The sequence below is a fragment of the Methylomonas sp. HW2-6 genome (assembly GCF_052474525.1).
Window position 1 is genome coordinate 471,813 of record NZ_CP184124.1, and the last position, 24,869, is coordinate 496,681.

At 54.1% G+C, this 24,869-nt stretch carries 22 protein-coding genes; 11 read left to right on the plus strand and 11 right to left on the minus strand.

The features are described 5' to 3' along the window. Nucleotides 1-5: 5 nt before the first annotated feature. A complete protein-coding gene (locus ACH518_RS03275; RefSeq protein ID WP_445371850.1) occupies nt 6-680 on the minus strand; it encodes an acyltransferase in 675 nt (224 codons plus the stop codon). A gap of 65 nt (nt 681-745) precedes the next feature. Beyond that, nucleotides 746-1,555: a glycosyltransferase family 2 protein gene (locus ACH518_RS03280; RefSeq protein WP_445371851.1), complete on the minus strand. Its 810-nt coding sequence runs from the start codon at nt 1,553-1,555 to the stop codon at nt 746-748. Between the two features lie 205 nt (nt 1,556-1,760). Between ACH518_RS03280 and ACH518_RS03285 the strand changes: the two genes are divergently transcribed. Next, nucleotides 1,761-3,365: a GH39 family glycosyl hydrolase gene (locus ACH518_RS03285; protein ID WP_445371852.1), complete on the plus strand. Its 1,605-nt coding sequence runs from the start codon at nt 1,761-1,763 to the stop codon at nt 3,363-3,365. A 139-nt stretch (nt 3,366-3,504) separates the two neighbouring features. On the opposite strand, the gene ACH518_RS03290 is transcribed toward ACH518_RS03285, so the two are convergent. The 6 genes from ACH518_RS03290 to ACH518_RS03315 all read right to left on the minus strand — a co-directional run bounded on the left by ACH518_RS03290 (nt 3,505) and on the right by ACH518_RS03315 (nt 11,847). Further along, on the minus strand, nt 3,505-4,542 hold the full coding sequence (locus ACH518_RS03290) for a glycosyltransferase (protein WP_445371853.1): 1,038 nt from the start codon (nt 4,540-4,542) through the stop codon (nt 3,505-3,507). A 73-nt stretch (nt 4,543-4,615) separates the two neighbouring features. Beyond that, entirely contained in the window at nt 4,616-5,512 is an 897-nt protein-coding gene (locus ACH518_RS03295; RefSeq protein WP_445371854.1) for a polysaccharide pyruvyl transferase family protein, read from the minus strand. Between the two features lie 49 nt (nt 5,513-5,561). Further along, nucleotides 5,562-8,003: an acyltransferase family protein gene (locus ACH518_RS03300; protein ID WP_445371855.1), complete on the minus strand. Its 2,442-nt coding sequence runs from the start codon at nt 8,001-8,003 to the stop codon at nt 5,562-5,564. A 499-nt stretch (nt 8,004-8,502) separates the two neighbouring features. Beyond that, nucleotides 8,503-9,612 (minus strand): O-antigen ligase family protein, encoded by a 1,110-nt coding sequence (locus tag ACH518_RS03305; protein ID WP_445371856.1) that lies wholly within the window; start codon nt 9,610-9,612, stop codon nt 8,503-8,505. A 258-nt stretch (nt 9,613-9,870) separates the two neighbouring features. Beyond that, nucleotides 9,871-10,272, minus strand: coding sequence for a VanZ family protein (locus tag ACH518_RS03310; protein WP_445371857.1), 402 nt, complete (start codon nt 10,270-10,272; stop codon nt 9,871-9,873). 153 nt (nt 10,273-10,425) lie between these two features. Then, nucleotides 10,426-11,847 (minus strand): undecaprenyl-phosphate glucose phosphotransferase, encoded by a 1,422-nt coding sequence (locus tag ACH518_RS03315; protein ID WP_445371858.1) that lies wholly within the window; start codon nt 11,845-11,847, stop codon nt 10,426-10,428. Nucleotides 11,848-12,277: 430 nt separating this feature from the next. On the opposite strand from ACH518_RS03315, the gene pyrF reads away from it, so the two are divergent. The 10 genes from pyrF to ACH518_RS03365 all read left to right on the plus strand — a co-directional run bounded on the left by pyrF (nt 12,278) and on the right by ACH518_RS03365 (nt 22,270). Next, nucleotides 12,278-13,003: an orotidine-5'-phosphate decarboxylase gene (gene pyrF, locus ACH518_RS03320; RefSeq protein WP_445371859.1), complete on the plus strand. Its 726-nt coding sequence runs from the start codon at nt 12,278-12,280 to the stop codon at nt 13,001-13,003. Between the two features lie 258 nt (nt 13,004-13,261). After that, the gene (gene aroK, locus ACH518_RS03325; RefSeq protein ID WP_140910714.1) at nt 13,262-13,807 is read left to right on the plus strand and encodes a shikimate kinase AroK; all 546 of its coding nucleotides are present in this window, start codon (nt 13,262-13,264) and stop codon (nt 13,805-13,807) included. Further along, nucleotides 13,788-14,870 (plus strand): 3-dehydroquinate synthase, encoded by a 1,083-nt coding sequence (gene aroB, locus ACH518_RS03330; protein WP_445371860.1) that lies wholly within the window; start codon nt 13,788-13,790, stop codon nt 14,868-14,870. Before aroK ends, aroB begins: the two co-directional genes overlap by 20 nt. Next, entirely contained in the window at nt 14,860-16,431 is a 1,572-nt protein-coding gene (locus ACH518_RS03335) for an AAA family ATPase (protein ID WP_445371861.1), read from the plus strand. The genes aroB and ACH518_RS03335 overlap by 11 nt, the downstream gene beginning before the upstream one ends. 21 nt (nt 16,432-16,452) lie before the next feature. Further along, entirely contained in the window at nt 16,453-17,526 is a 1,074-nt protein-coding gene (hemE, locus tag ACH518_RS03340) for a uroporphyrinogen decarboxylase (protein ID WP_445371862.1), read from the plus strand. Nucleotides 17,527-17,553: 27 nt separating this feature from the next. Further along, nucleotides 17,554-17,973 (plus strand): secondary thiamine-phosphate synthase enzyme YjbQ, encoded by a 420-nt coding sequence (locus ACH518_RS03345; protein WP_445371863.1) that lies wholly within the window; start codon nt 17,554-17,556, stop codon nt 17,971-17,973. Nucleotides 17,974-17,983: 10 nt separating this feature from the next. Next, on the plus strand, nt 17,984-18,448 hold the full coding sequence (locus ACH518_RS03350; RefSeq protein WP_445371864.1) for a DUF411 domain-containing protein: 465 nt from the start codon (nt 17,984-17,986) through the stop codon (nt 18,446-18,448). An 8-nt stretch (nt 18,449-18,456) separates the two neighbouring features. Then, nucleotides 18,457-19,416 carry an NAD-dependent epimerase/dehydratase family protein gene (locus ACH518_RS03355; RefSeq protein WP_445371865.1) on the plus strand — a complete coding sequence of 320 codons (960 nt, stop codon included), beginning with the start codon at nt 18,457-18,459 and terminating at the stop codon, nt 19,414-19,416. Next, the gene (locus tag ACH518_RS03360) at nt 19,416-20,444 is read left to right on the plus strand and encodes an MraY family glycosyltransferase (RefSeq protein ID WP_445372960.1); all 1,029 of its coding nucleotides are present in this window, start codon (nt 19,416-19,418) and stop codon (nt 20,442-20,444) included. Before ACH518_RS03355 ends, ACH518_RS03360 begins: the two co-directional genes overlap by 1 nt. Then, nucleotides 20,441-22,270, plus strand: a complete 1,830-nt coding sequence (locus ACH518_RS03365; RefSeq protein WP_186289466.1) for a polysaccharide biosynthesis protein — start codon at nt 20,441-20,443, stop codon at nt 22,268-22,270. Before ACH518_RS03360 ends, ACH518_RS03365 begins: the two co-directional genes overlap by 4 nt. On the opposite strand, the gene ACH518_RS03370 is transcribed toward ACH518_RS03365, so the two are convergent. Genes ACH518_RS03370 through motA form a run of 3 tightly spaced genes read right to left on the minus strand, consistent with a single transcriptional unit; the run spans nt 22,267 to nt 24,856 of the window. Further along, complete coding sequence (locus ACH518_RS03370) at nt 22,267-23,013, minus strand: hypothetical protein (RefSeq protein WP_445371866.1); 747 nt, start codon at nt 23,011-23,013, stop codon at nt 22,267-22,269. The genes ACH518_RS03365 and ACH518_RS03370 overlap by 4 nt on opposite strands. 24 nt (nt 23,014-23,037) lie before the next feature. Beyond that, complete coding sequence (motB, locus tag ACH518_RS03375) at nt 23,038-23,997, minus strand: flagellar motor protein MotB (RefSeq protein ID WP_445371867.1); 960 nt, start codon at nt 23,995-23,997, stop codon at nt 23,038-23,040. Nucleotides 23,998-24,010: 13 nt separating this feature from the next. Next, nucleotides 24,011-24,856: a flagellar motor stator protein MotA gene (motA, locus tag ACH518_RS03380; protein WP_140910723.1), complete on the minus strand. Its 846-nt coding sequence runs from the start codon at nt 24,854-24,856 to the stop codon at nt 24,011-24,013. Nucleotides 24,857-24,869: the final 13 nt, after the last annotated feature.

Here is a 24,869-nt window from a genome sequence, read left to right on the forward strand (position 1 = left end):
TTAAACTAAATAACAAATCCCGTCGAGCGCCTAAAATAGGCAAACTCGCTCTCTTCAAGGTTTTTGACAAAACGCGCCGGCGTACCGCCGTATAAAGCACAGGGCACATCCATTTTTTTATTAATCGTGGAGCCAGCTGCCAGAATACTTTTTGCGGGAATGGACGTACCTCCCAGCAAAATACACCCGCTGCCAATGAAGCAATACTCTTCTATCGATACCGGTTCGGATGACTGCCGGCACGACCTAAGATCTATGCTGTGTGTAAGAATCGTTGATCTGAAACCTGCGAACGTTGAAAACCGCTTAATTTCGACTCTATTGGTACAATCGATCAGATGTCGGTTGGTAATAGCCGCATGCTCACCTAAAATCAAATCAGGCAATCTATTGCCAACCTGATGCTTGAAATGCTCGGAATTCGAATTTGCCGGAAACGCTGAAATCCAATTCAAATTACCTATACTGGAAAACGAGCCCAATTCAAGTCTGCTCAAGCCTTTAACTGCATTCAGACTGCCGATTTTGGCACCGTCAGCCATTGATAATTTATCGACAAAAATCCACGACAGACCGATACTGCTTGAAGGAGCCAATTCGTATTTGAAGAGCCAACTATAAATTCGCCTCTTTAAAAACCATGGCAAAAAAATAACAACTAGGCTAATTATCTTTTTCACTTCTATTGAACACCTAAGAATATAACAAATGACCCGCGAGTTTAAACTTCACTGTTTATAATAGATTAATTTAACGTCCTTCCGTAAATCTTACCTCGCATTAAGCGCTCCCACAAAGCGACCGGATTCTCCAAAAATCGCAAAATCTTGTAAAACACTCCAACCCAGTTATCAAAAGATTGGCGCGACCTACCCATTATTTTTTGAAAAATGCGAGCACTATAGTTTTGTATCGCTTGATCGAGCTTTTTCGAAGCGGTTATAGAAACACTATGTAGACGATATCCACTCCAAAATTTATTGACCACACCAAATCGGAGACCATGAAGAGCCATATCAACAAACAACTCACCGTCCCAATTTGAACGGTTTTCCTTATTAAATCCGGAGACTTTTTGAAAAGCCGCTTTACGAAAAAAAGTAGACGGCTGATTTATTATGCAGGCCCCGTACGCATACCGAACCAGGGCCATAGGTTGCGAAAAACTTCTACGCAAAACCAAATCGTTGCCATCGATGATATATGCATGCCCGGAGACCACATCGATATCCGGATGCTGACTCAGATAATCGACGGCCTGCTTCAATGCACCAGGATAAAGAATGTCATCGGAATTCAAAAATCCGAAAACATCTCCAGTAGCATAAGAAAAACCTTTGTTTAACCCGTCACTTGGACCTTCGTCGGCTTCGAAAATTACTTTATCTATTTGGCCGCGATATTTATCAATTAAATCTCTACTTCCGTCCGTGCTTCCTGCGTCAATTACTATATACTCAAGATCGACCTCCTTTCTTTGCTCAATAACGGAGAGAACTGTTCTCTCGACAAACTCTGCCTGATTGAATGATATTGTTACAATAGATACCTTCACAACGTATATCTCTCTGATTAAATTAATTAGCCAAATTATAGCAGAAAAAAACTGGAGCAACCTTTAACGATTGCATATCACTCTGATATTGCATATTATTATGAAATAGTTATTTTATACAAAACCCGATAACTAGATATTCCCTTTCTTGTTACAGGCCATCCCGATCAACCGCATTAAGACCAGCCGAATACCGGAGCGCATCATGACCACACACTTTTTCAGTACCTTGCAACGCAGTAACTCTATCAAAAAAGGCTTAGCGATAATTTTGGCATCAATAGCAACCTGCCAAACCAGCTCGGCATCCAACAGTTTTATTGTCGAGTCGCAAACAATATACAACGCATCAAATCAGGACGATCTGAAATTAATGCGCGATTATTTTCGAGCATCCACATGGACGGCTCCATTCACGAACAGCACATGGCAAATGCTAAAGCCGCTGGAGGTTTATAAAGCTCGCTTTCTAGGCTTGGAACCCTCAAATATCGCCCGACTCGATCCTATCACAAACAAATTACAATACGATTTCTCCAGAGTTTGGGAGTCAAAAGCCCTGAAAGACTGTAAGACATACGGCCTTATCCCCCACATCGTCGTCGGCCATAGTCCGCAAGCCGCATTCGCCACCAGTTCGAACGAAAAAAAATATCGCGGCATCTCCAATTGGGCGGCTTACGAAGAATACGCTTACGCCTATTTGGAGGCGGTGACAATCAAGAGCAACATTCTGCAAGCCGACTTCGAAGTAGGTAACGAACCGGACATTAACGGCGAAGCATGGCTACTTGAAACAAACCTTCAAAATAGCGACCCCAGAATGTACGACGCCTATATAAAACTGTACGCAGCCTGGAGCAAAGCCGCCGATAAACTCGCACACACATACCCTGAACTGAAAATTCGAATTGGCGGCCCAAGCATAACTTTTTGGGACCACGCATTTGCAAAATTCAATTGGGCGGAACAATTTATCAAAGATGTTGCCTCGCAACGCCTAAGGCTAGACTTTATCTCATTCCACTATTATGGAAACAATCAGGCTTTGACCGGCCTCACCGAGTTCGGAAAATTTCCTTCTGTAGCCGCCCAAGCCGCCGAATTTCGCCAACATTTAAAAACTTATAATGTAAAAAACGTTCCGCTTTATTTAACGGAGTGGGGCCCGAGCTGGCACACAAACGAAAAACCGGAAGGCATTATCAACGGTAATAATGTCGGCGCAGCGTGGACCGCCCGGTTTCTCCTGACTGCAGTCGAAAACAATATCGACGAAGGCCTATTACTTTTATTTCGAGACAATTCCGATCCCAAAACCCTAGCCGACAACTGGGGCTGGCCGGCGCTATTACTGGCTGACGCCGTGACACCAAAGGCGCTTTATAATGTCGCACTGATGTTTAACAAATTAACCGGCCACCGCGTAAAGACCACTCCGGTACGGCAAGGCAACATCGGCATAATTGCCGGCGCAGACTCGTCCAAGGTCTCGATTCTCGTCTTCAATCAAAATTGGGATTTTCAGGACACCAAAGATTTGGCTGCCGCAGAGCAATTGGAGCTTACTGTCGACCAACTGCCTTTCAATACGACCGCAGCCAAAGTCACTTACTATGTCGTTGATGAAACGCACGCTAATTCGCACTACTTGCAAAAAACCAAAGCCAAAGCTTCTCTAAAATCCGCCACCTTGCAACCCATAGCTACTCAAGATATACCCCTCACAAACGGTTCTATAAAACTGTCGTCGGTCAATTTGGAGCCGTCTTCCGTAACATTATTCGAAATCACAGCCGCAAATCCTTAACAGTTCTTGAGGCTATTCGTACGATGCGATTCGCTATTAGCCATTGTTAGCGAATCGATCGTCCGACGAGAGCCATTAATTCTTTGTAGAAAACATCAATCCCATTTACTGGATAGCGCCACAGACTATCGATTACACTTTAATTCGAAATCCCATGACCCATTCTGGCAGATCTCCTTAACGATATTAACTTTCCAATATTAGCATCCTGAATTCTTCTCATTTCTGGATTCGTTAAAAAGCAACTCCATTTTGCCCGAGTATGCCCAAGCTTCAATTGCAGATCGAAACCTCCATTTTGACGACCGGAACCAGCCCAATATAACCTGATAATATTGAAGATATCTTTAAAAAAAATTCTGGCTGCAAATATTGCAAATACTAACACCCTATCGACCGGAATATTTCTGGCGCTAAGCGAGTATTTGTAGACGAATAATTCCGAAGCGCCTATACCTTCGTGCATTTTAATCAACCTGTCGAAATTGAAACGGACTGGGTCCACGGCATGAGTAACCAAAACATCGTCCTGATACCATACTGAATTTCCGGAAATAACCACGGCATGGACAATCTCCGAATCGTCGCCGGCAAGTTGTCTGGCTTGGGCGCGCCCCACTAGAATCGGTGCAAAACCCGAACTGAATATTGCCTTGATCTCTTCGGTTCTCACCGCCATACCGGCCCCCCAGACACTGCTGCCCGAGGCCAATATTCCAGACTCGAAAGGCAAATGGCCTATGGCGAAATATCCCGCATACTTTTGAATAGCCGACGGGATTTCATACGTTTGAGGCAATGACGTTGCGCAACCAAATAAGCCGAGGTTCGGATGTTCGACAAATACCCTTTCCGCCACATCGAAATAATTTAAAGCCGGCCAGTTATCATCATCCAGAAAAGCGATAAAACGCCCCGAACTCGCCATAACTCCGGCAATACGCGCATACATTAACCCAGGTCGGCTTTCTGGAACCACTTTAAGCCCGGAAAATCCATTCTCCGCCGCCACTTCCCTGGCAAAATCCACAGTGCGGTCAGTGCAAAGATTGTCGACGACAATTATCTCGACGCTTCCGGCAGTTCGATTTTCAACCGCAGCCAATATTTTGTGCAGAGTTTCTTTTATTCGAGCTTCGCTGTTATAGCAACAGACGACCACACTCCAATCAATCATATATGTTCTCGGTTGTTAATCCCAGCATCCGACCGCTCATTTTTATAGTACCGCCGTTAGAACCACTTTCAGATTAGTCTGTTTTAAACTCCAAATTATCGAATCGCCCATCCATTGAGTTCAAAAACACATTACGATTTTTACCGTAGGAGTTATCGAACATCGTTAACTTTTTGCCTAATAGTGCCGAAGCGATCGATACATGTAGTCTATCTGAAATAATATGGTCGGCTTGGTCGAGTGTGGCCAGAAATTCCCGTGCGATTAAATCGGCTTCGAATCGCTGGGAATAATATGACGAGTGTTTTGACGAGATATCCAACTCGCTAGGATATTTACCGGCCTGTTTTGCCTCGACGTCGACTCGCATCAACGTCATAGTGCCATCGCTTTTCGGCTTGATTTTTAACAACGCCTGCCGCCAGTTGAGATAAGCTTTCAAAAGCCGCGGATGCAACAACAGTTGCAAGCGTAGCCAATTTATATTTAGGCGTTGATTTAACTGCACCAAATCGAGACCGAACACCAAATCGTGCGTTAAGAACACGTTGGCGTTCGTAGCGTATTTTTGGGCGTGCTCGTAGCTTTCTTTTTCGCGGCAAAACAAGTAAAACCGCTTATCGAGCTTTTGCAGAATATCTTCATTACCGCGTATGGAATGCGGCAGTAAAATAAATTTGCTGACATTTTGCTGCAAACTCTTTTCAATAACATTTCTCGCTTGACTGTATTCAGGGATGAAGTTTCCACCGCCACTAAAAATAACAACATCTCCAGGGGATATTTCGCCATTAACCTGAATTGACGACAACAATCCAAGTCGGTCAAATAATTGCCACGCCGCGGCAGCTATCAACCCATCGCCAGCATTACCGTGATTAGGGATATACCTAATCACACTGTAGTTTTTTAGCTCCTTTAATGTCGAGCACAACTCATTCAAACCAATTTCGTTATGTACCGCTGTCATAATATTAAAGTCCTTAAATATACTTATCTCTATAAACTACGATTTCTTATCAACCCGCTTTAAAACCAGACAAATTAGCCATCTTTTCTCTGGCCAGAATAAAATCGGTTCTAGTCGGAAAAAATCGGGGCAATGGTAAATTCGCCACCCATTTGAACATCAACATGCTCATGCCCAGCCGGACGCAAGCGCTCAACAACATAACCAGCGATAGCGACAAGGCAATGTGCTCGCGCGGCATCCAAAAAATAAGCAGCAAAACCGGACCGACCGCAACGACCTGGCGCAACAAGACCACGCCAGGCCGGCCGGTAGCGTTGAATTGCTGGGCCAAAATCCAGCTTGCGTTGCCAATCACGCACTCGAGCAGCAATATTGCGAAAGGCAGCGCCACTTCGGCAAAGGCGTTGCCGTACACCAAAGACAACAGCCACGGCGAAACATAGCCCAACAGTAGGGCAACTAGCAGTAACGGCAGAAAGCTAAATCTAAAAACCAATTGAACCACTTCGGTCAGCCGGGCTGCATCTTTGCCGGCAAATCGGGCGTAGAGCGCGGTTGACATGGCCTCCTGCACACTGCCGATCAAGCGCGAGGTCGCATAGGCTACGCTATACAAACCAAACTCCTTGGTAGTGCCGATCGCATAGAGCGTTAGCTTATCGATATTTAGCAGCAGCAAACTGAGTAGCGCGGTGCCGTGAAATTTAAATCCGCTCGAAATATAACCGACCGCGCTGACCCGCCCCGCACCGGAAGCAGTTTCCTGCTGCGAGCGGATCAGCCTGAAGCTGACGATGCTCATACTTACCAGCGTAACAAGCGTTGCCCCTAACTGCGTCCATAGGATATTGGCGACTGTCAATGCCTCCAAATCCACCAGAACCAACAATGCCAACAACGTAATAACCGCCAGCGCCAACCGGCCGCTGTTGAATGCCGACAATCCGGGCGACAACTGGCTAACCGCCGAAGCATAAGCATTTGCCGCGGTCAGCCCGGTCAACACCAACAGCGGCAGAAAGATGGATGGCTGAATTGCAGATCCATAATCCGCCCCGGCGACCGCCAGGGCCAAGGCAATGGCGACAATACAAACCATCGATAGCGCAAAATAACGCCGACCTGGAAACGACGCGTCGATTCGGCACGCGTAAACAAGCGCCGCTCCCAGGCCCAATTGGCTGACACCGGAGGCCAGCGTCATGACCAGTTGGGCGGCGGACAGCACACCTCTTCCCTCCGGCCCCAACCAACGCGCACTGACTACGCCCGATATAAAAGTCGCCAACATCAAGCCGGCAGTGGACAGTATGGTTTTCAGCCAACTCTTGGCCAAAGTAGGGGCCGCATCGCCGGCACTAATCCGCGCCGCCCTCGCTAACACAGCTTCCCCGAGGCGGATACCGCCCAACTCGATAAAACGGTACAGCAGGTAGCTAAGCCCATAGGTTGCCGGCACCACCGCCGCCAATGCCAGACAGGCCCTGATCCAGGGCTGTTGCGAAACAAAATCCGGCAATCCGGTCAGGTAGGCCACCACTGGAATCACAACTAGCAAGTGCAATAGGTAAACCGAGTACGACACCCGGCCTAACCATTGGCAAACCGGCGTCGATAGCAGCCACGGCATCAAGTACTTGAGTTTGTTGAACGCCCCCCCAGCCGACAGTACCGGCGACGCGCACCAGTAGAGCAGAACAACCAGCAAGCATTGAGCGGCCAGTGCGCCATGAGACACGTGAGCCGGATGTAAGTAAGCCGCTATCACAGGCATCGCCAACGCCATCAGCGCAAAGCGCCGCAAACACCAACAACGCGACCACGCCACCAACATACCGGCAGCGAATAACAGAAATTTTAGCGGCAAGGCCGCCGGCATTATGTATGCCTCAAAATAAGAGGCATGGGCGGCAAACGCCATAACCGAACACGTTAGAAGCAAGGCAAGCGCAAATCCGGTTTTGGCCGCCAACCAAAATAGGAGCGGGAATACCGCATAATATTGCGCTCCTAAACTAATACTCCAATCGGGTAACGGCGTAGAAAAACTGAAATACGGGAGTAAACCGAACATAAATGAGACATGCAATAGCACATTCAGAAAGCTACGATCGGAAGACCTCGCCAATGGCGTCGCAGTTTCAGGCCAAACTTGAGCTATGGCGTGACGCGCCTCACCGATGAACGGCCCCAACAAAAACGCTATCGCCAAACACAGGTAATACAACGGCGCTATCCTGAAAAAACGCCGCAGCCAAAACAGCCGCCAAGTTTCCGCCGCCTCCCAAGGCTCTTGCTGCCGCCGCTCGACGTAATGCGAAGTCATCAGAAAACCGGAAATCAAAATAAACAAATCGACTGCGATATCGCCACGCCCGAGCAAAGGGACGTTACACTGCACCAGCAAAAAAACATGCGACAAAAGCACCCACGCCGCGGCCGTGCCGCGTAGCCCTTCGAGAGCCGGATACCAAAATCTCTTTCGCATAGTTTCGTGTTCCATTAATAATTTACAGTCCGATCAAATAGTGCCCGCAACTACCACCCCATGAACCAAGGCCTGTCCCCACGTGTTGCCCAATACGGTAGACAATGGGCTAAGAACGTATCCCCTAATTTGCAAAGCAACTGGCGGCAGAGCTTTTGCAAACACCGCCTTTAACCTGATTCTCAGTAGCGGTAGCCTTTAATTCAGTATTGAGGCTGGCTTCTTAGCAGGTTGGTGAAAAACCATATTTGAGACGCTAATTTTGCTCAATAGAACCAGTATTTAGTAGGAAAATAGATTCATCGGCACTAAATATAGAGTCATTCAACGCCAAAAAAGAGTTTTTCACCAACCTGTTAGGGCCGAAAATAAATAACGTTCAGTTCAACTTATAGCGATTGAACGAATCAACCCCATTCCGCCGTATCGAAGATATTAATATCCCCGACATAGCCAATCTCCAACCATTGCAGTTTATTATGCAAATATCGCTAACAAACTAATTGGCTTTGCGCCGCTCTATGGTTAGCGAACAAACAATTGCCACTGCCATCGCGATACCCAGGCGGTGATTTCCGGAATAAGGGCTCATCACTAAATTCCACGCCGAGCCAAATAAAGTAATGATGTATATTGGTGTCAAGTAATCGAGATACCTGCCAAAGACCACGTATTTCATCGATGCCAGCAACTTATAACCAAAAAACAAGAAGAAAAAGGCTGACAAAATGCCACCTTCCATCCAGCTTTGCAAAATCTGCGAATGCGGCATGAAGGTATCGGTATATTGAATATAGGTTTGCCCTAAATGCCGCAAATCCTTTTCCGTTTCCTTCCGATACATCTCCGCATATTTTTTGGTTCCCTGCCCCCATGAACCAAAGCCGATGAACGGCGAATCGGTTATCGCGATAAATCCGATTTTTAACGCGCCAAAACGCTCCACATTGGACGCCCCTCTACGGTCGCTATATTCATCGCCGGTTTGCGCCATCGCTATCAATATCATTAAAAGCACGACAATACCGGCAATAACGAACTTGGCCATATTTCGGGCGCTGATATTGAGCCTTACCGGATTCGCCTTCCGGACCCACAACAAACCCGCCAATAGCAAGCTGATTGCCCCCTGCGAGCGAGAATCCATATAAATACTGACCAAACCGAAACAGACAATTAAGCCAATTGTCATCAGATTCGGCAAAAAATAACCCAACAACAACACCAACATTAATATCGCACGACCGTAACCTTCCAGCTTCCAGGTATAGTTATTCAATACAATACCGTGCGTTTGCAGGTAAATAAGGGTGCCGATGGTGACCCCAAAAATGTACCACCAGATATAGCGTTTATCGCTACCCGCCATTACGCTTAATGCCAATAAATCACTTAACAAAACAGCATTACGCCCCCAGGCGCGCAAATAATTTTGCTGCGAGGTACCAGCGATTAAATCGGAAATCATATAGCCTGCTATCATGACCATTCCGGCCAGGAAGAATTTCCAGAATATCGCGCTTCTTAGGGTGGACGATGCCTTGCCGGAAACCACAAGCATAATGGCAAACACCGGCAAAACTAATTCCGCGGCATACAGTTCGCCCATCAGATTCAAAACATATTTAGTCGGCAAACCGCATACAAAAGCGAACAAACTAAAAAAAGTTAAATTCAGCTTATCAGCGCTTATAGGGGATGTAGAACCAACTGACTGAATGCGCGAATTTACTATCATGAATAATCTACATAACGTAGGCTGTTATTTATATAAAAATTAGGCGCTATTTTTTAATTTAAACAGGCAATTAAAGCCCATCTAACCGACGCCTAACTACTGAATACCGCCTACACCGGTAGGACTGCTTTATTGCCGCGACCATATAACCGTAGCAAGTAAATTCAAAACACACATGGCGGCTAAAGCGCCGCAAGCGTCGGCCAGCAAGTCCCAAGCACTAGCGGCGCGCGAGGGAACTGTCATCTGGTATCCCTCTTCTAAGACCCCCACCAGCAATGCAATCCAAAATGGCGGAGCAAATACCGATATCCTAGACTTACCTTGCCTGCTTAACCAAAACACGCCGATGAAAAAGGCGAGTGCAGCAAATGCGACAAAGTGGGCGACCTTATCTAGCCCTGGCGTATTGGCAATAATTTGCGCAGGCGGTTGCGAGGACTCGATAAATAACGCTAACACCCATGCCACACATAACAATATGAGCGTTACTTGCGTCTTTTTGCTAAAGGGCGAATTGATCGTATTCAAGTAAACCGCCATTCAGAGCAATCGCCTATATACGCATAAAGTTGCAAAGCACTGTTCCCGGCAGTCCTAGTAAAAATCAAGCTCGCGTTACATTTTGGCGCATGCCGTTTGAACGATAGATCAAATCGGCCGGCTCTATTCCGCACTTTTAGCTTAATACGCCTGCTGCCCAATAAACCCCTTGAAAATCGTCAATATCACGATCTTGATATCCAAAATCACCGACCAGTTGCGGATGTATTCCAGGTCGTGGTGGATGCGGGCTTCCATTTTGTCGATGGTTTCGGTTTCGCCGCGGCAGCCGCTGATTTGGGCCAGACCGGTGATGCCGGGTTTCATTTTGTGGCGCAGCATGTAGCCTTGAATTTGCTTGCGGTAGTATTCGTTATGGGCGATGGCGTGCGGGCGCGGGCCGACTACGGACATGGTGCCGCTAAGTACGTTCAGAAATTGCGGCAGTTCGTCCAGCGAGGTGCGACGCAGGAAGCCGCCGAGCGGCGTGACCCGGCTGTCGTTGGCCGTGGCTTGTTTGACGTTGTCGCCGTTTTCGCACACCGTCATCGACCTGAACTTCCAGACTTCGATCGGCTCGCCTTTCACACCGTAACGCAGTTGTTTGAAAATCACCGGTCCCGGCGAGGTGAGTTTGATGGCGATGGCGATCAGCAGCATCGGGATGGCGATCAGCGGCAGAATCACCGCGCACAGCAATAAGTCTTCCAGCCGCTTGGCGGTGCCGTCCAGCGACGAATTCAGGGGCGTGTCGAATACGCTGACCACCGGAATCCCCTTGACGCTGCTGAGTTTGGATTGCATCAGGTTGAAGGTGAAAAAGTCCGGGACGATATTGACCGACACGGTGCTGTCGGCCAGTTCCTGCACCAATTGGTTGATGCGTTTTTCGGCGCGCAGCGGCAGCGTGATGTAGATGTGGTCGATTTCGCCGTGTCTGGCCCGGTCCAACAGTTCCTTGAAATCGCCGATGATGTTGTCGACCATGTCTTCCTGTTCCCGGCGCTGCTTGTTTTCGATCCGGTCGTCGAAAAAACCGATGAATTGGTAGCCCAGCCAGGGCATTTCGGTCAAGGCGACATTCAGCCGCCGGCCCAGGCCATTGCCGCCCAGGATGGCGTAGGTACGGGTGTTGATGCCGTTCAGGCGGAGATAGGACAAGGCGGAGCGGCGCAAGGTATGCAAGACGATGATGCTGAGCGGCGCCAATGGCAGCCAAAGCTCCATCACCTCGCGGGAATATTCGAATCCTAAATCGAACACGAAAAAGCCGCCGGCAACCAAGGCAAAGGCAAAAACCCAGGACAGCAAGATACGGATCGCATCGTCGAACATCGGATCGCCGCGCCAGCCGTGGTATATCTCTTGATGTTCGGCGAAGATACCGAACAGCACGGTGCAAACGATGAACAAACCCAAGTATTCCTTGGTGAAAGGCTCCCGGTAGACGTGCAATGACAAGTAAAGCGTGATGAAGATCAGCGCGGTATCGGTCGCACGTTTGATGCTTTGCAATTCGGGCCGTAGCGGCCGGATAAATCCTTTTGGGCGATACTGAGTCATATCAATACTTTTAGCCAAGTTAACTTCACGTGTCTGCCTGAATTATAGAACCATACACCTGGCTTATTTCGGCTTAATGAAAGCTTAATAAACTGGCGAGGTTCTTCTCTCGCTGCGCAGGCCGCTGATTTGCCGGGCCATTTGCGGTTTCGCACCCCGTTCTGGGAGGCGTTGGGACCGCAATCTCCTTGTAGTTTTTTGCTCCCTTCTCAATAAGGGGTGCGTTTTTTATGAGGACCAACGGAAGCGGACAACGCCATTTCGCCGCAGTCCGTGATAGAGGTTATAACCGCTAACGGTGATGCCGTCCAGTCCAAACTTGGCCGATAATCCCGTCCGTCGGGAACCGATGCCAGTGAAAATGTAGGATAGGCGGCGTTCTTCTGTTATTTTTTACGCTTTTAAGAACTAAACCAGCCAATCGTCAACCATGAAAAACTCTTTCGTTTCCCAAAAACCCATTCCGGTTCGCGACCGCTTGATTATGGCGCTGGATGTCGCCAGCATCGCCGAAGCCCAAGCCCTGGTCGAAGAGCTGGGCGATGCGGTGATTTTTTATAAAGTCGGCATGGAATTGTTCATGTCCGGCGATTATTTCGGTTTTATCGAATGGTTGAAGGCGCGAGAAAAGAAAGTCTTCGTCGATCTGAAATTCTTCGACATTCCGGCCACGGTCGGCCGGGCGATCAAGGCTCTGAGCAACAAAGGCGTGGATTTGGCAACGATACACGGCAACGATTCGATCATGGAAGCCGCCGCCGCCGCCAAAGGCGAGCTGAAGGTGCTGGCCGTAACGGCACTGACCAGCCTGGACCGCGGCGACCTGGACGACTTGGGTTTCCAATGCGACGTCAAAGAATTGGTGTTGTCGCGGGCCAAGCGGGCGCTGCAAATCGGTTGCGACGGCATCGTCTCGTCCGGCCTGGAAGTGGCGATGATCCGGGAACAGCTCGGCGACAAACTGCTGGTCATCACCCCCGGCATCCGTCCGGTCGACAACCGCGAAGACGACGACCAAAAGCGCGCGGTCAGCGTCGAGCAGGCCATCCAAAACGGTGCGGATTACATCGTCGTCGGCCGGCCGATCCGCGACGCCGCCGACCGTAAGGCGATGGCGGAAACAATCCAAAGCCAAATCGCGGCGCAGTTCGCATAAGCTTTGGCGCCGGCTTGCCCCTGCCGCGGAACGATAGTCAATGTCGTTCAATTAAAAGCGGTAGGGGCGGGCCCTGGCCGCGATCAAGCGCCTTCGGTCGCAGGCAGGGCCTGCTCCTACTGCAAATGACTCAGCATGATAACCGGGGATTTAGGGCCTGCACTGGCCCGATGCGCGCCACGCGCATCTTAAAATTTCACTCGCCGGCAAAAGTGGGCATAATGCTCCGGTTTTTTAGTGCGCAGAACCAGCCATGCAATGAAACCAGCGGCCAACATATATTTGATCGGTTTGATGGGCGTCGGTAAGACCACCATCGGCAAACAGCTCGCCAAAACGTTGCAGTGGCCGTTTTACGACAGCGACAAGGTGATCGAGGAATGCACCGGTGTGGATATTCCGACCATTTTTTCCTACGAAGGCGAAGAGGGCTTCCGTTTGCGCGAGCAGGCGGTGATCCATCATTTGTCGATGAAGCAGGGTATCGTCATGGCGACCGGCGGCGGCGCCGTGATCAAACCGGAAAACCGCCAAGCCTTGATCGAAAACGGTTTCGTGGTCTATCTGCAATGCTCGATCGACAAAATTCTGCATCGCACCAAACACGATACGCAACGGCCGTTATTGCGTACCGAGAATCCGCGCCAGCGTTTGCAAACCCTGCTGGCCGAGCGCGACCCTTTATATAGCGCGTGCGCCGATTTCAAAATCGATTCCGGCGTGCTGCCCACCAAGACTGTCGTCAAAACCATTTTGCAGCAGTATCAGGCTGCTCTGGAAGACCATGAAAGAATTGCGAGTTGATTTAGGCAACCAGCGCAGCTATCCGATCTACATCGGTTCCAAGCTGCTGGAGCAACCCGAGCTCTTGCGCCGGCACATCCGGTCCAAGCAAGTGTTGGTCCTCACCAACGAAACGATAGCGCCGTTGTACCTGGCCAAAGTGCTGGCGGGCTTGGCCGATTATCAAACCGATAGCGTGGTGCTGCCGGACGGCGAGCAATACAAAACCCTGCACTATCTGGAAAAAGTCTTCGACGGCTTGCTGACCAACAAATTTAGCCGCAACGCCACCTTGATCGCACTGGGCGGCGGCGTGATCGGCGACATGGGCGGCTTTGCCGCGGCCTGCTACCAGCGCGGCATCGCTTTCATCCAGATTCCGACCACATTGCTGGCGCAAGTTGACTCTTCGGTCGGCGGCAAAACCGGCGTCAACCACCCGCTGGGCAAAAACATGATCGGCGCCTTCTACCAGCCGCAATGCGTGATTGCCGACGCCGACGTGCTCGATACATTGGACGACCGCCAATTATCGGCCGGTCTGGCGGAAGTCATTAAATACGGCCTGATCCGCGACCCGGAATTTTTACAGTGGCTGGAAGCCAACTTGCCGCAATTGCTGGCCCGCGACAAAGCCGCGCTGGCTTATGCCATCGAGCGCTCCTGCATCAACAAAGCCGAGGTGGTCGGCGAAGACGAATTCGAATCCGGCGTGCGCGCGACCTTGAACCTGGGCCACACCTTCGGCCATGCCATCGAAACCGGCTGCGGTTACGGCCAATATTTGCACGGCGAGGCGGTCGCGATCGGCACCTGCTTCGCCGCCGATTTATCGCGCCGCCTGGGCTGGTTGAACGATGCCGACGTGGCGCGGATCGTCGCCCTCTTCAAAGCTGCCAAGCTGCCGGTGACGCCGCCGGCCGAGATGACCAGCGAGCAATACGTCGATTTGATGGCGGTCGACAAGAAAAACGTCGACGGCAAAATTCGGGTGATTTTACTGGAAGCGGTCGGCAAAGCCTCGTTGCCGGTGAACGTCGATTTGGCCCAGTTGCAAGCCACCTTAAACGGCTATGCTGGATAACGACGACCTCACCTACAGCTACCAACGCCGCTCGGTGAATAACAGCCCCGAGCGCGCGCTGATCACACTGGAGCGTTCGCAAAAACTCGACTTGCTGGTGCATTTGCTGGCAAACCTGCAGCAGTCGTTGATCGTCTGCGGCCCGGCCGGCATCGGCAAATCCACGCTACTGGAAACCGTCCGCCAAAACCGCAAGGACTTGTGGGACGTTGCCCTGTTGCAAGCCACGCCGAACGCCAGTTTCGAAAGCCTGATCGTCGAGTCGCTGCGCGACCTGAAGCTGAAAACCGCTTCCGCTTTCGACATCAACGCCTTGCGCGACGCCTGCGCCCGGCGCAAAGTGGTGCTGCTGATCGACGACGCCGGCGAACTCGGCCCCGGTTTGCTGACCATGCTGATCGAATTGGCCGATTCGATTCCGGGCCTGCGTCTGGTGTTCGCGATGAACCACGACCAATTTCACATCAAAAGCGGCACCGACAAGCTGGTCGAAGAATGCCACTTCATCGAGTTGCCGCCGTTGAGCCGCAAACAATGCGGCGAATATTTGCAGAATTTGTCGGCACAACCCGGCGCGGTGCTGTCGTTCAATGCCATCACCGACAGCCTGATCGAGCAGGTATATCGCGACACCCACGGCATTCCGGGCAAGATTCTGGCGGAGTTGCCCAAGCTGGCCCATTACCAAGGCCGCAAAACCGCCCGGACCGGGCTGTGGCTGGGGATTGCCGCAATTGCGGCCGGAGCGGGTTATGTCGGGTTCAGCTTGTTGCCTGCCGGACAAGTGCCGCAGCCTTTACCGGCACCGGTTGCCTTGCCCGAGCCGGCCAAACCGGTTGAGCCGGCGCAGCCAGCGACTGCGGCCGAGCCGACTCCGCTAGCGCCGCCGCAACCGGCGGAGACAGAACCGGACACTGCTGCGCCGGCAATTCCGGCTGCCGAACCTCCGGCTCCAGCGCCACCAGCCGCGTCAAACCCAGCGCCGAGCCAGCCCCAAATTCCGGCAACGGTGCCGGCCGCAGCCGTTGCGCCTGCCGAACCCGCCCCGGCGCCAGCCAAGACCGAAACGCCGGTGGCGGCCGCGCCAAACCAGGCCGCCGAGACGGCGACTACTGCACCGGCTCCCGCCGAGGCCCCGGCAAAACCGGCCCCAACCGAACCCGCCGCTGCTAAAACCACTGTCGAGCCCGCGCCTGCGCCGGCAACGCCGGCAACGCCCGCGGCTCCGCTAAAACCGGCCGAACGCAAACCGGGCAAACCGATCTCCGACGGCGGCGACTACGATTGGATCATGGCCCAGCCGCCGAATAACTTTACCTTGCAGGTCATGGTGCTGTCCGACAAGACCGCCGTCACCCGCTTTCTGAAAAAATACGCCGACTACCGCGATGCGTTAACCTACTATCCGATTAACAAAGGCGAGCAAGAAAAATACGTGCTGATTTACGGCTCGTTTGCCACGGCCGCCGAGGCGCAACAATTCAAGGCGGTCATGCCCAACGAATTCAAACAGGCGCTGGAAAAACGCTTTCGTGCCGTGCAAAAAGAAAGCCGCCGCTGATTCATACCATCCCACCGAAACATGAGCCAACTACAAAACGATTTATTCCTGCGCGCCCTGTTGAGACAACCGGTCGAACGCACCCCAAGCTGGATGATGCGCCAAGCCGGACGCTATTTGCCGGAGTACCGCGCCGTACGTGCCAAAGCCGGCAGTTTCATGCAACTGTGCACCAATCCGGAATTGGCCTGCGAGGTGACCTTGCAGCCACTGGAGCGCTACGGCTTCGACGCGGCGATTCTGTTCTCCGACATTCTGACCATCCCCGATGCGATGGGCCTGGGCCTGTCATTTTCCGAAGGCGAGGGCCCGCAATTCGCCCGGCCGGTTCGAACCGCCGCCGACATCGCCAACTTGGCGGTCCCCGATCCGGAAGCCGAATTGCGCTATGTGATCGACGCGGTGCGCCTGATCAAAACCAATTTGCAAGGCCGGGTGCCGCTGATCGGTTTTTCCGGCAGCCCGTGGACGCTGGCGACCTATATGGTGGAAGGCAAGAGCAGCAAGAGCTTTCAAAAGGTCAAAAGCCTGATGTTCGAGCAGCCGCAGCTGATGCACCAAATGCTGGACACCCTGGCGCAGGCGGTTGCCGCCTATCTGAACGCGCAGATCGCCGCCGGCGCCGACGCGGTGATGGTGTTCGACACCTGGGGCGGTATGCTCAGCCATGCCGATTATTTGGAGTTTTCCTTGCGCTACGCCCGGCAAGTCAGGGACTTGTTGCAAACCCACCGCGACGGCAAGCAAATTCCGACCATCCTGTTCACCAAAGGCGGCGGTTTGTGGCTGGAAGCGATGGCCGACAGCGGCTACGATGCGCTGGGCCTGGATTGGCAGACCGATATCGGTCAGGCCCGGGCCAGAGTCGGCGACCGGGTGGCGTTGCAGGGCAACATGGACCCGATCACGCTCTACGCCAAACCCGACGTGATCCGCGCCAAAGTCGGCGACGTGCTGGCCGGCTTCGGTAACGGTTCCGGCCATGTATTCAATCTGGGCCACGGCATATTGCCGGATATCGATCCGGAGCACGTCAAGGCCATGGTCGATGCGGTCCGCGAATTGAGTCCGCAATACCACGCCTCCGGCGCCTGACGCGGCGCGTTCGATCGAGACCGCGGCATGTGGTTGCAAAAACGTCTTCAACTGACCGCCAAACCGCGCGGGTTCCATCTGGTGACGCGGGAAATCGTCAGCCAACTGCCGGAACTGGACCGGATCGAAATCGGTCTGGCCCACATTTTTCTGCAACACACCTCGGCGTCGCTGGCGATCAACGAAAACGCAGACGCCGACGTCCGCCGCGATCTGGAAAGTTATTTTTCCCGGGCCGTAGCCGAAAATGAACCCTATTACCGGCACACGCTCGAAGGTCCCGATGATATGCCGGCGCACATTAAAACTGTCATTCTGGGGAGTTCTCTGGCCATCCCCATCAGCGACGGCCAATTCGCACTGGGTATCTGGCAAGGCATCTATTTATGCGAGCACCGTAACCACGCCGGCAGCCGCAACATCATCGTTACGCTGCACGGCGAATAAAGAGGTATTTATGAAATTGATTAGATCGACGGCAATCCTGGTTTTGGCATCATTCGGTTTTTCGGCCTGCGCCGAACAACCCGCGGCCGGCGGCCCGGAAATGACCGTTTATCGCAGCCCGACCTGCGGTTGCTGCGGCAAATGGCTGGAACACGCCAGACAAAGCGGCTTCAAGATTAACGACGTGATCAGCGACGACATGGACGCGATCAAAGCCCGCTACGGCGTCCCGGAAAAACTGGCGTCCTGCCATACCGCGATAGTTGACGGCTACGTAGTCGAAGGTCACGTCCCGGCTGGCGACATCCAAAAAATGCTGCAAGCCAAACCCCAAGTCACCGGTCTGGCCGCGCCCGGCATGCCGATGGGCAGCCCCGGCATGGAAATGGGCGGACGCCAGGATGCCTACCAAGTGGTTTCGTTCGACAAATCAGGCAAAGCCGACGTATTTGCCGAGCACGGCGACAAACGCTGATCCCGCCAATGGCCGGACATAAAGCGCTGGTAACCGGGGCCACCGGTTTCATCGGCGGCGTACTTTGCGGCAAATTAAAACAACTTGGCTATACCGTGGCGAGCGCCGGCCGCTCCGACGCCGCCGATTTTTATTGGGATCTGGCGACCGCTGCGGACGCGCCCGACCTGCTCGGTGCCGGTGTCGATACGGTGTTTCACTTGGCCGGAAAAGCCCATGCGCTGGCCGAAAACCGGCAGGACGCGGCGGAGTACCGCCAAATCAACAGCGAAGCCACGCGGAAGCTGCTGATCGCCGCGCAGCGGGCCGGCGTGAAGCGCTTCGTCTATTTCAGCAGCGTCAAGGCGGTAGGCGAAGACAACCGGCAACCGCAGGACGAAACCGCCGAAGCGCCGGCCACCGATCCTTACGGCCAGTCCAAATACGCCGCCGAACAATTGGTTTTGCATGGCGGCTATGTGCTGCATCCGGTGGTGATCCGGCCCAGCATGGTCTACGGCAACAGCGGCAAAGGCAACCTGCCGCGGATGATAGAGGCGATCCGGAAAGGCCTGTTCCCGCCGTTACCGCCCGGCAACCGCCGCTCGATGGTGCACGTCGACGATGTCGCCGCCGCGGCGATAGTGGCCGCGGAACGGCCGCAAGCCGCCGGCCAAATCTATATCGTGACCGACGGCCAATGCTATTCCACCCGCGACATCTACGACCTGATCCGCGCCGCGCTCGGAAAGCCGCCAGTTAGCGGGTCGGTGCCGTTACCGTTGTTGCAGGCAGCCGCCAAATTCGGCGACCTTTACGGCCGTCTCGCCGGGCGGCGTTTTCCGCTGGATAGCGACAGTTTGGATAAATTAACCGGTTCAGCCTGGTATTCGTCTGCTAAAATCCGCCGCGATTTGGGCTACGAGCCCGAGCATACGCTCCGCGACACCTTGCCGGAGATCATTCGTTATTTAAGCCATCGGGCGTGATGCTACTTTTCTGCGTTATTTTCGCGCTGTCGGCGCTGCTGACCGGCCTGATCCGCCGCTATGCGCTCGCTAATCAAGTTCTGGATATTCCCAATCAGCGCAGTTCGCATAGCGTACCGACCCCGCGCGGCGGCGGTTTGGCCATCGTGCTCGGTTTTAGCGCGGCCTGCCTGTGGCTGTTCTGGACCGCTCAACTCGGCCCAGAGCGTTTTGCAATGCTGGCCGCGGCGCTGCCGGTAGCAGGCGTCGGTTTCTGGGACGACCACGGCGGCGTCGCCGCGCGCTGGCGCTTTGCCATCCACCTGTTGGCTGCTGCATGGGGCGTCAGCCTGTTGCAAGGCTTGTCGCCGCTGTTGGTGCCGGCACCGTTCGACGCCATGTTCGGCCTGCGCTTCTTCAATCCAGGCTGGCTCGGTTATCCGCTCGCCATTCTGTTTCTGGTCTGGGCGCTGAATTTGTTCAACTTCATGGACGGCACCGACGGCATCGCCGCCTCGGAAGCCATCTTCGTCTGCCTGGTGCTGGCCGGCTATCTGCTACACCTCGACCGCGCGCTATGCGCGTTAGCCGCCGGTCTGGCGGCGGCTAGTGCCGGTTTTTTGTGCTGGAACTGGCCGAAAGCCAAAATCTTCATGGGCGACGTCGGCAGCGGTTTCGTCGGCCTGGTGTTGGGCTTGCTGATCTTGCTGGCCGCGCAACAGGCGGCGGTATTGTTGTACTGCGGGCTGATCCTGTTCGGTCTGTTCGTGGTCGACGCCAGTTATACCTTGGCCTACCGACTGATTAGCGGCCAACAGTGGTACGCGGCGCATTGTTCGCACACTTACCAGCACGCCGCCAAACGCTACGGCCATTTGCCGGTACTGATGGCTTGCTGGGCCATCAATCTGGGCTGGCTGCTGCCATGCTCGGTCTGGGCCTTTTTGCATCCGTCCCACGCCCTGGCCGCACTGGCCGCCGCCTATCTGCCCTTACTCTATCTGGCCTACCGTTTCCAGGCCGGCCGTACCGGGTTCGTCGCATCGTGACATTCCACTTCCGCTCGCGCACCACCATTTTCCTGCACGACCTGTGCATGATCCCGCTGGCCTGGTTCGGCGCCTATTGGTTGCGATTCAATCTGCAGCAGATCCCGGACGAATTTTTTTACCCGGCCTTGTTGTTTTTGCCGCTGGTGATGGCGATTCAAGTCACGCTGTTTTGGGTGTTCGGGCTTTACCGCGGGGTCTGGCGCTTTTCCTCGCTGCCGGATCTAATCCGGATCGGCAAGGCGGTATTGGCCGGCATCTTCCTGATCGCCTCGTCGCTGTTCTTGTACGACCGGCTGGCGGGCGTGCCGCGCTCGGTAGTGCCGCTTTACGTACTGACCTTGTTCTCGCTACTCAGCGTGCCGCGTCTGGTATACCGGTTCTGGAAGGAACGCGCCTTCGTCGATCGGATCGGCCGCCGGGCCCTGATCGTCGGCGCCGGCGCAGCCGGCGAAATGCTGATCCGCGACCTGCTGACCACGCCGGACAGCGGCTACGTGCCGGTCGTGTTTGCCGACGACAATCCGGCCAAATTCAGGCGCGAAATTCGCGGCATCCGGGTTGCCGGCAATGTCAGCCAGATTCCGGCTCTGGTCAAGCAATGGGATATCGAGGTAGTACTGATCGCGGTGCCATCGGCCAGCGACGCCCAAATGCAGCGCATCGTCGAAATCTGCGAGACCAGTAAAGTACCCTTCAAAACCCTGCCGTCGGTCAAGGAATTGCTCAGCGGTGCCGTGGCCAAGACCGCACTGCGTAACGTATCGATCAAGGACATTCTGGGCCGCACGCCGATCAAGCTGGATTGGCGGGGAATCAAGAGCCACTTGCACGGCAAGACCGTGCTCGTTACCGGCGGCGGCGGCTCGATCGGCTCCGAACTTTGCAAACAACTGGCCGGAACCCAGCCGCGCAAGCTGATCGTGTTCGATCAATGCGAATTCAACCTGTACAAAATCGACGCCGAATTACAGCGACGCTTTCCGGAGTTGTTGCGGGTTGCCGTACTCGGCGACGTTGCCGATCCGGTCGCGGTACAGCGGGTGATTCGCGAGCAGAAGCCGGAAATCGTGTTTCATGCCGCTGCCTACAAACACGTGCCGCTACTGCAAAACCAAGTGCGGGAAGCGCTGCATAACAACCTGATCGGCACCAAAATCCTGGCCGAAGCCGCCATGGCCGCCGGAGTGGCCCGCTTTGTATTGATTTCCACCGACAAGGCGGTCAACCCCACCAACGTGATGGGAGCCACCAAACGCGCCGCCGAAATCCTGTGCCAGAATCTGGATCGCCGCGGCAGCACCCGTTTCACGACGGTGCGGTTCGGCAATGTCCTGGACTCGGCCGGCAGCGTGGTGCCCTTATTCCGCGAACAAATCCAGGCCGGCGGTCCGGTCACCGTGACTCATCCGGACATCACCCGCTACTTCATGACCATTCCGGAAGCCTGCCAACTCATCATGCAGGCCGAAACCATCGGCCAGGGCGGCGAAGTTTTCGTGTTGGACATGGGCGAGCCGGTCAAAATCAGCTATCTGGCGGAACAGATGATCCGCCTCAGCGGCAAACAGCCGGGCACCGACATCAAAATCGAATACGTCGGCCTGCGCCCCGGCGAGAAACTGTACGAGGAGCTGTTTCACGAACAGGAACAACTGCTGCCGACCGGCCACGAGAAGCTACGCCTGGCCAAAGCCAGAATTTACGACAGCGAAGAATGGAGCCAGCGAATCGAGTCCTTGCAACAGGCTTGCGCCTGCCGCGATAACGCCGCGCTTTTGGCCGACTTGCAGAGCTTGGTGCCGGAATTCGAGTGCCGGCCTTAGCCGTGCCGCTCCCCGATCCGATAGCAGTACAAGCGAGTAGCGCGCCGGTCAGCCAGATGGATTTCCGCGCTAACCGGCCAATCGGGTAGCGGAAACGACGACGACACGAACAGGCTGCCGGGCCGCATTTCCCGCTCCAGTTTCCGGCCCAGGCGCCGCATCACCGCCGGCGACAGGAAGGCAAACACCAGATCGAACCGACCCAAATCGCAATCCCAGAAACTGCCGCCGACGACCGTGGCATTGACCAGCTTCCGGCACCGCCAACGCGCCGCCAGATAGGGCAGTGGCGCCCGCTCCTGCGCCGTCACCCGCAATTCGGGCATGGTTGCAGCCAAAGGCGCCGCCACGCTGGCGACGCCGGCACCCAGGTCGATAAACGCCTGGGCCCGCTCCCGCACCGCAATATCCCGCAAGGCTGCTGCGACGGCCGGCGAGGACAAAAACAGCGGCACGTCGCCGCCGGCCGTTCCCCAGAATACCAAAGCCATCAGCAAACCCGCGCCCAGATAAGCCAAGGCCGGCAACTGCAGGCTGACAGCGAACAACACGGCGGGGAAAAATAGCAGATGGATCGGCAGCCACCACAAAGGTTGCCGTAACAGACGGGATAACAGCGCCGCAATCGCAGCTTGCCACGCCGGCGCCCAGCTCGCTTCCAATATGTCCGGCCAGAGACGAAGCGCCAACCAGACGCCGGCCAGCGCCAGCAACTGGCTGATCGCGGCTTTCAGCAATTGCACGACTATAGTCGCAGCGGGAAGCGGCTAATGCGTAGCCGGCGGGCCGGTGACTTTGATGTTTTGCTGCACCGTCGGCGAGACGCTGGGCAAACTGGGCGTCGCCTCCGATGCTGTCGGATCGGCGCCGTCGTGCAGCACCTGGTTTTCGGTTTTCTTGTTCATCACCACAATCGATATCCGCCGGTTCATCGGATCGTTCGGATTCTCAAGCTTATAGGGAATACTCGAGGCCAAGCCGACCACGCGCAACACCTTATCGTCGTTCAGGCCGCCCTGGTTCAATTCGCGGCGGGCGACGTTGGCGCGGTCGCTGGACAATTCCCAGTTGGAATAGCCGGTGCGGTTACTTGGAAACGGCAGGGCATCGGTATGGCCGTTGATCGAAACCTTGTTCGGCAGCTCGTTGATGACCGGCGCCAGCTCGCGCAGAATGGCCTGGGCGTAACTTTCGATCCCGGAGCTGGCCAGCTTGAACATCGGCCGGTTCTGGGCATCGACGATCTGGATTTTCAAGCCTTCCGGCGTCGACTCCAGCTTGATCTGGTCTTTGTATTCGCTGAGCTTGGTATTGGCTTCCAGCATGTCCTCGATTTTTTCCTGCAACTCCTCCAGCTTCTTTTTTTCCTGCTCCTCGGCCAGTTTTTGGATATCTTCCGGCGTCGGTTCGGCCGGCGGCGCTTCGCCCTGGTGAACCTGGCCTTCGTCCTGCGACTTCAAATCCTGGCCGCCGGCCTGGATGATGTTGGTGCGGTCGCCGGAGCCCTCACCGGGGTTACTGGCTATCGCTATACCGAACGGATTCTGGAAATATTCGGAAATACCTTTTTTGGTGACTTCATCGGTGGTACCGAGCAACCACATCAACAAAAAGAAGGCCATCATTGCCGTCACGAAGTCGGCGTAAGCGATTTTCCAGGCGCCGCCATGATGGCCGCCGTGACCGCCCTTCTTGACTTTTTTGATGATTATCGGTTGTTCGGCCATGCTCGCTTACCCCTTATTTACCGCCCTTCAAGGCTTCTTCGAGTTCGGCAAAGGAGGGCCGGGCAGAATGCGGAATCGCTGTGCGCATGAATTCCACCGTCATCGCCGGCGAAGTACCTTTGGCGCAATTCAACAGGCCTTTCTGGGTGCATTTGTAAGCATTGCTCTCTTCTTCCAGGCGGGCTTCCATCACCGACGCCACCGGACCGATAAAGCCGTAAGACACCAAAATACCGAGGAAGGTACCGACCAGCGCCGCGGCGATCAATTTACCCAGTTCGGCCGGTGGAATGCCCACCGATTCCATGGTGTGCACCACCCCCATCACCGCCGCGACGATACCGAAGGCCGGCATGCCGTCGCCGACTTTTTGCACGGCCTTGATCGGCTCGTTACCCTCGGCGTGGTGGACCTCGATCTCGGCGTCCATGATGTCTTCGAGCTGGTTGACGTCGACCCCGGTCAGGATCAAACGCAGTTTGTCGCAGATGAATTCCATCAAATGGTGATCGTGGACCACCTTCTCGCCGAATATCGAGCTGCCTTCCGGATCGTCCACAACCTTTTCCAGCGACAGCAAGCCTTCCTTGCGCGCCTTTTGGCTCAATGCGTTAAAACTCATCAACAGCTCCATGTAGTAATCCTTGGTATAGGTGCTGCCTTTCAAGGTGGCGGTACCGCCGGCCATGGCCGCTTTACTGACCGTCAGCGAGTTGCTCGCCAAAAAGGCCCCGAACGCCGAACCGACGATGATCAATACTTCCACCGGCTGCCAAAGCACACCGAGGTGTCCTCCCGCCATCAGGAAGCCGCCCAACACGCAGCCCAAAATGACCACATAACCGATGATTACAAACATGGTTGCCTCTACA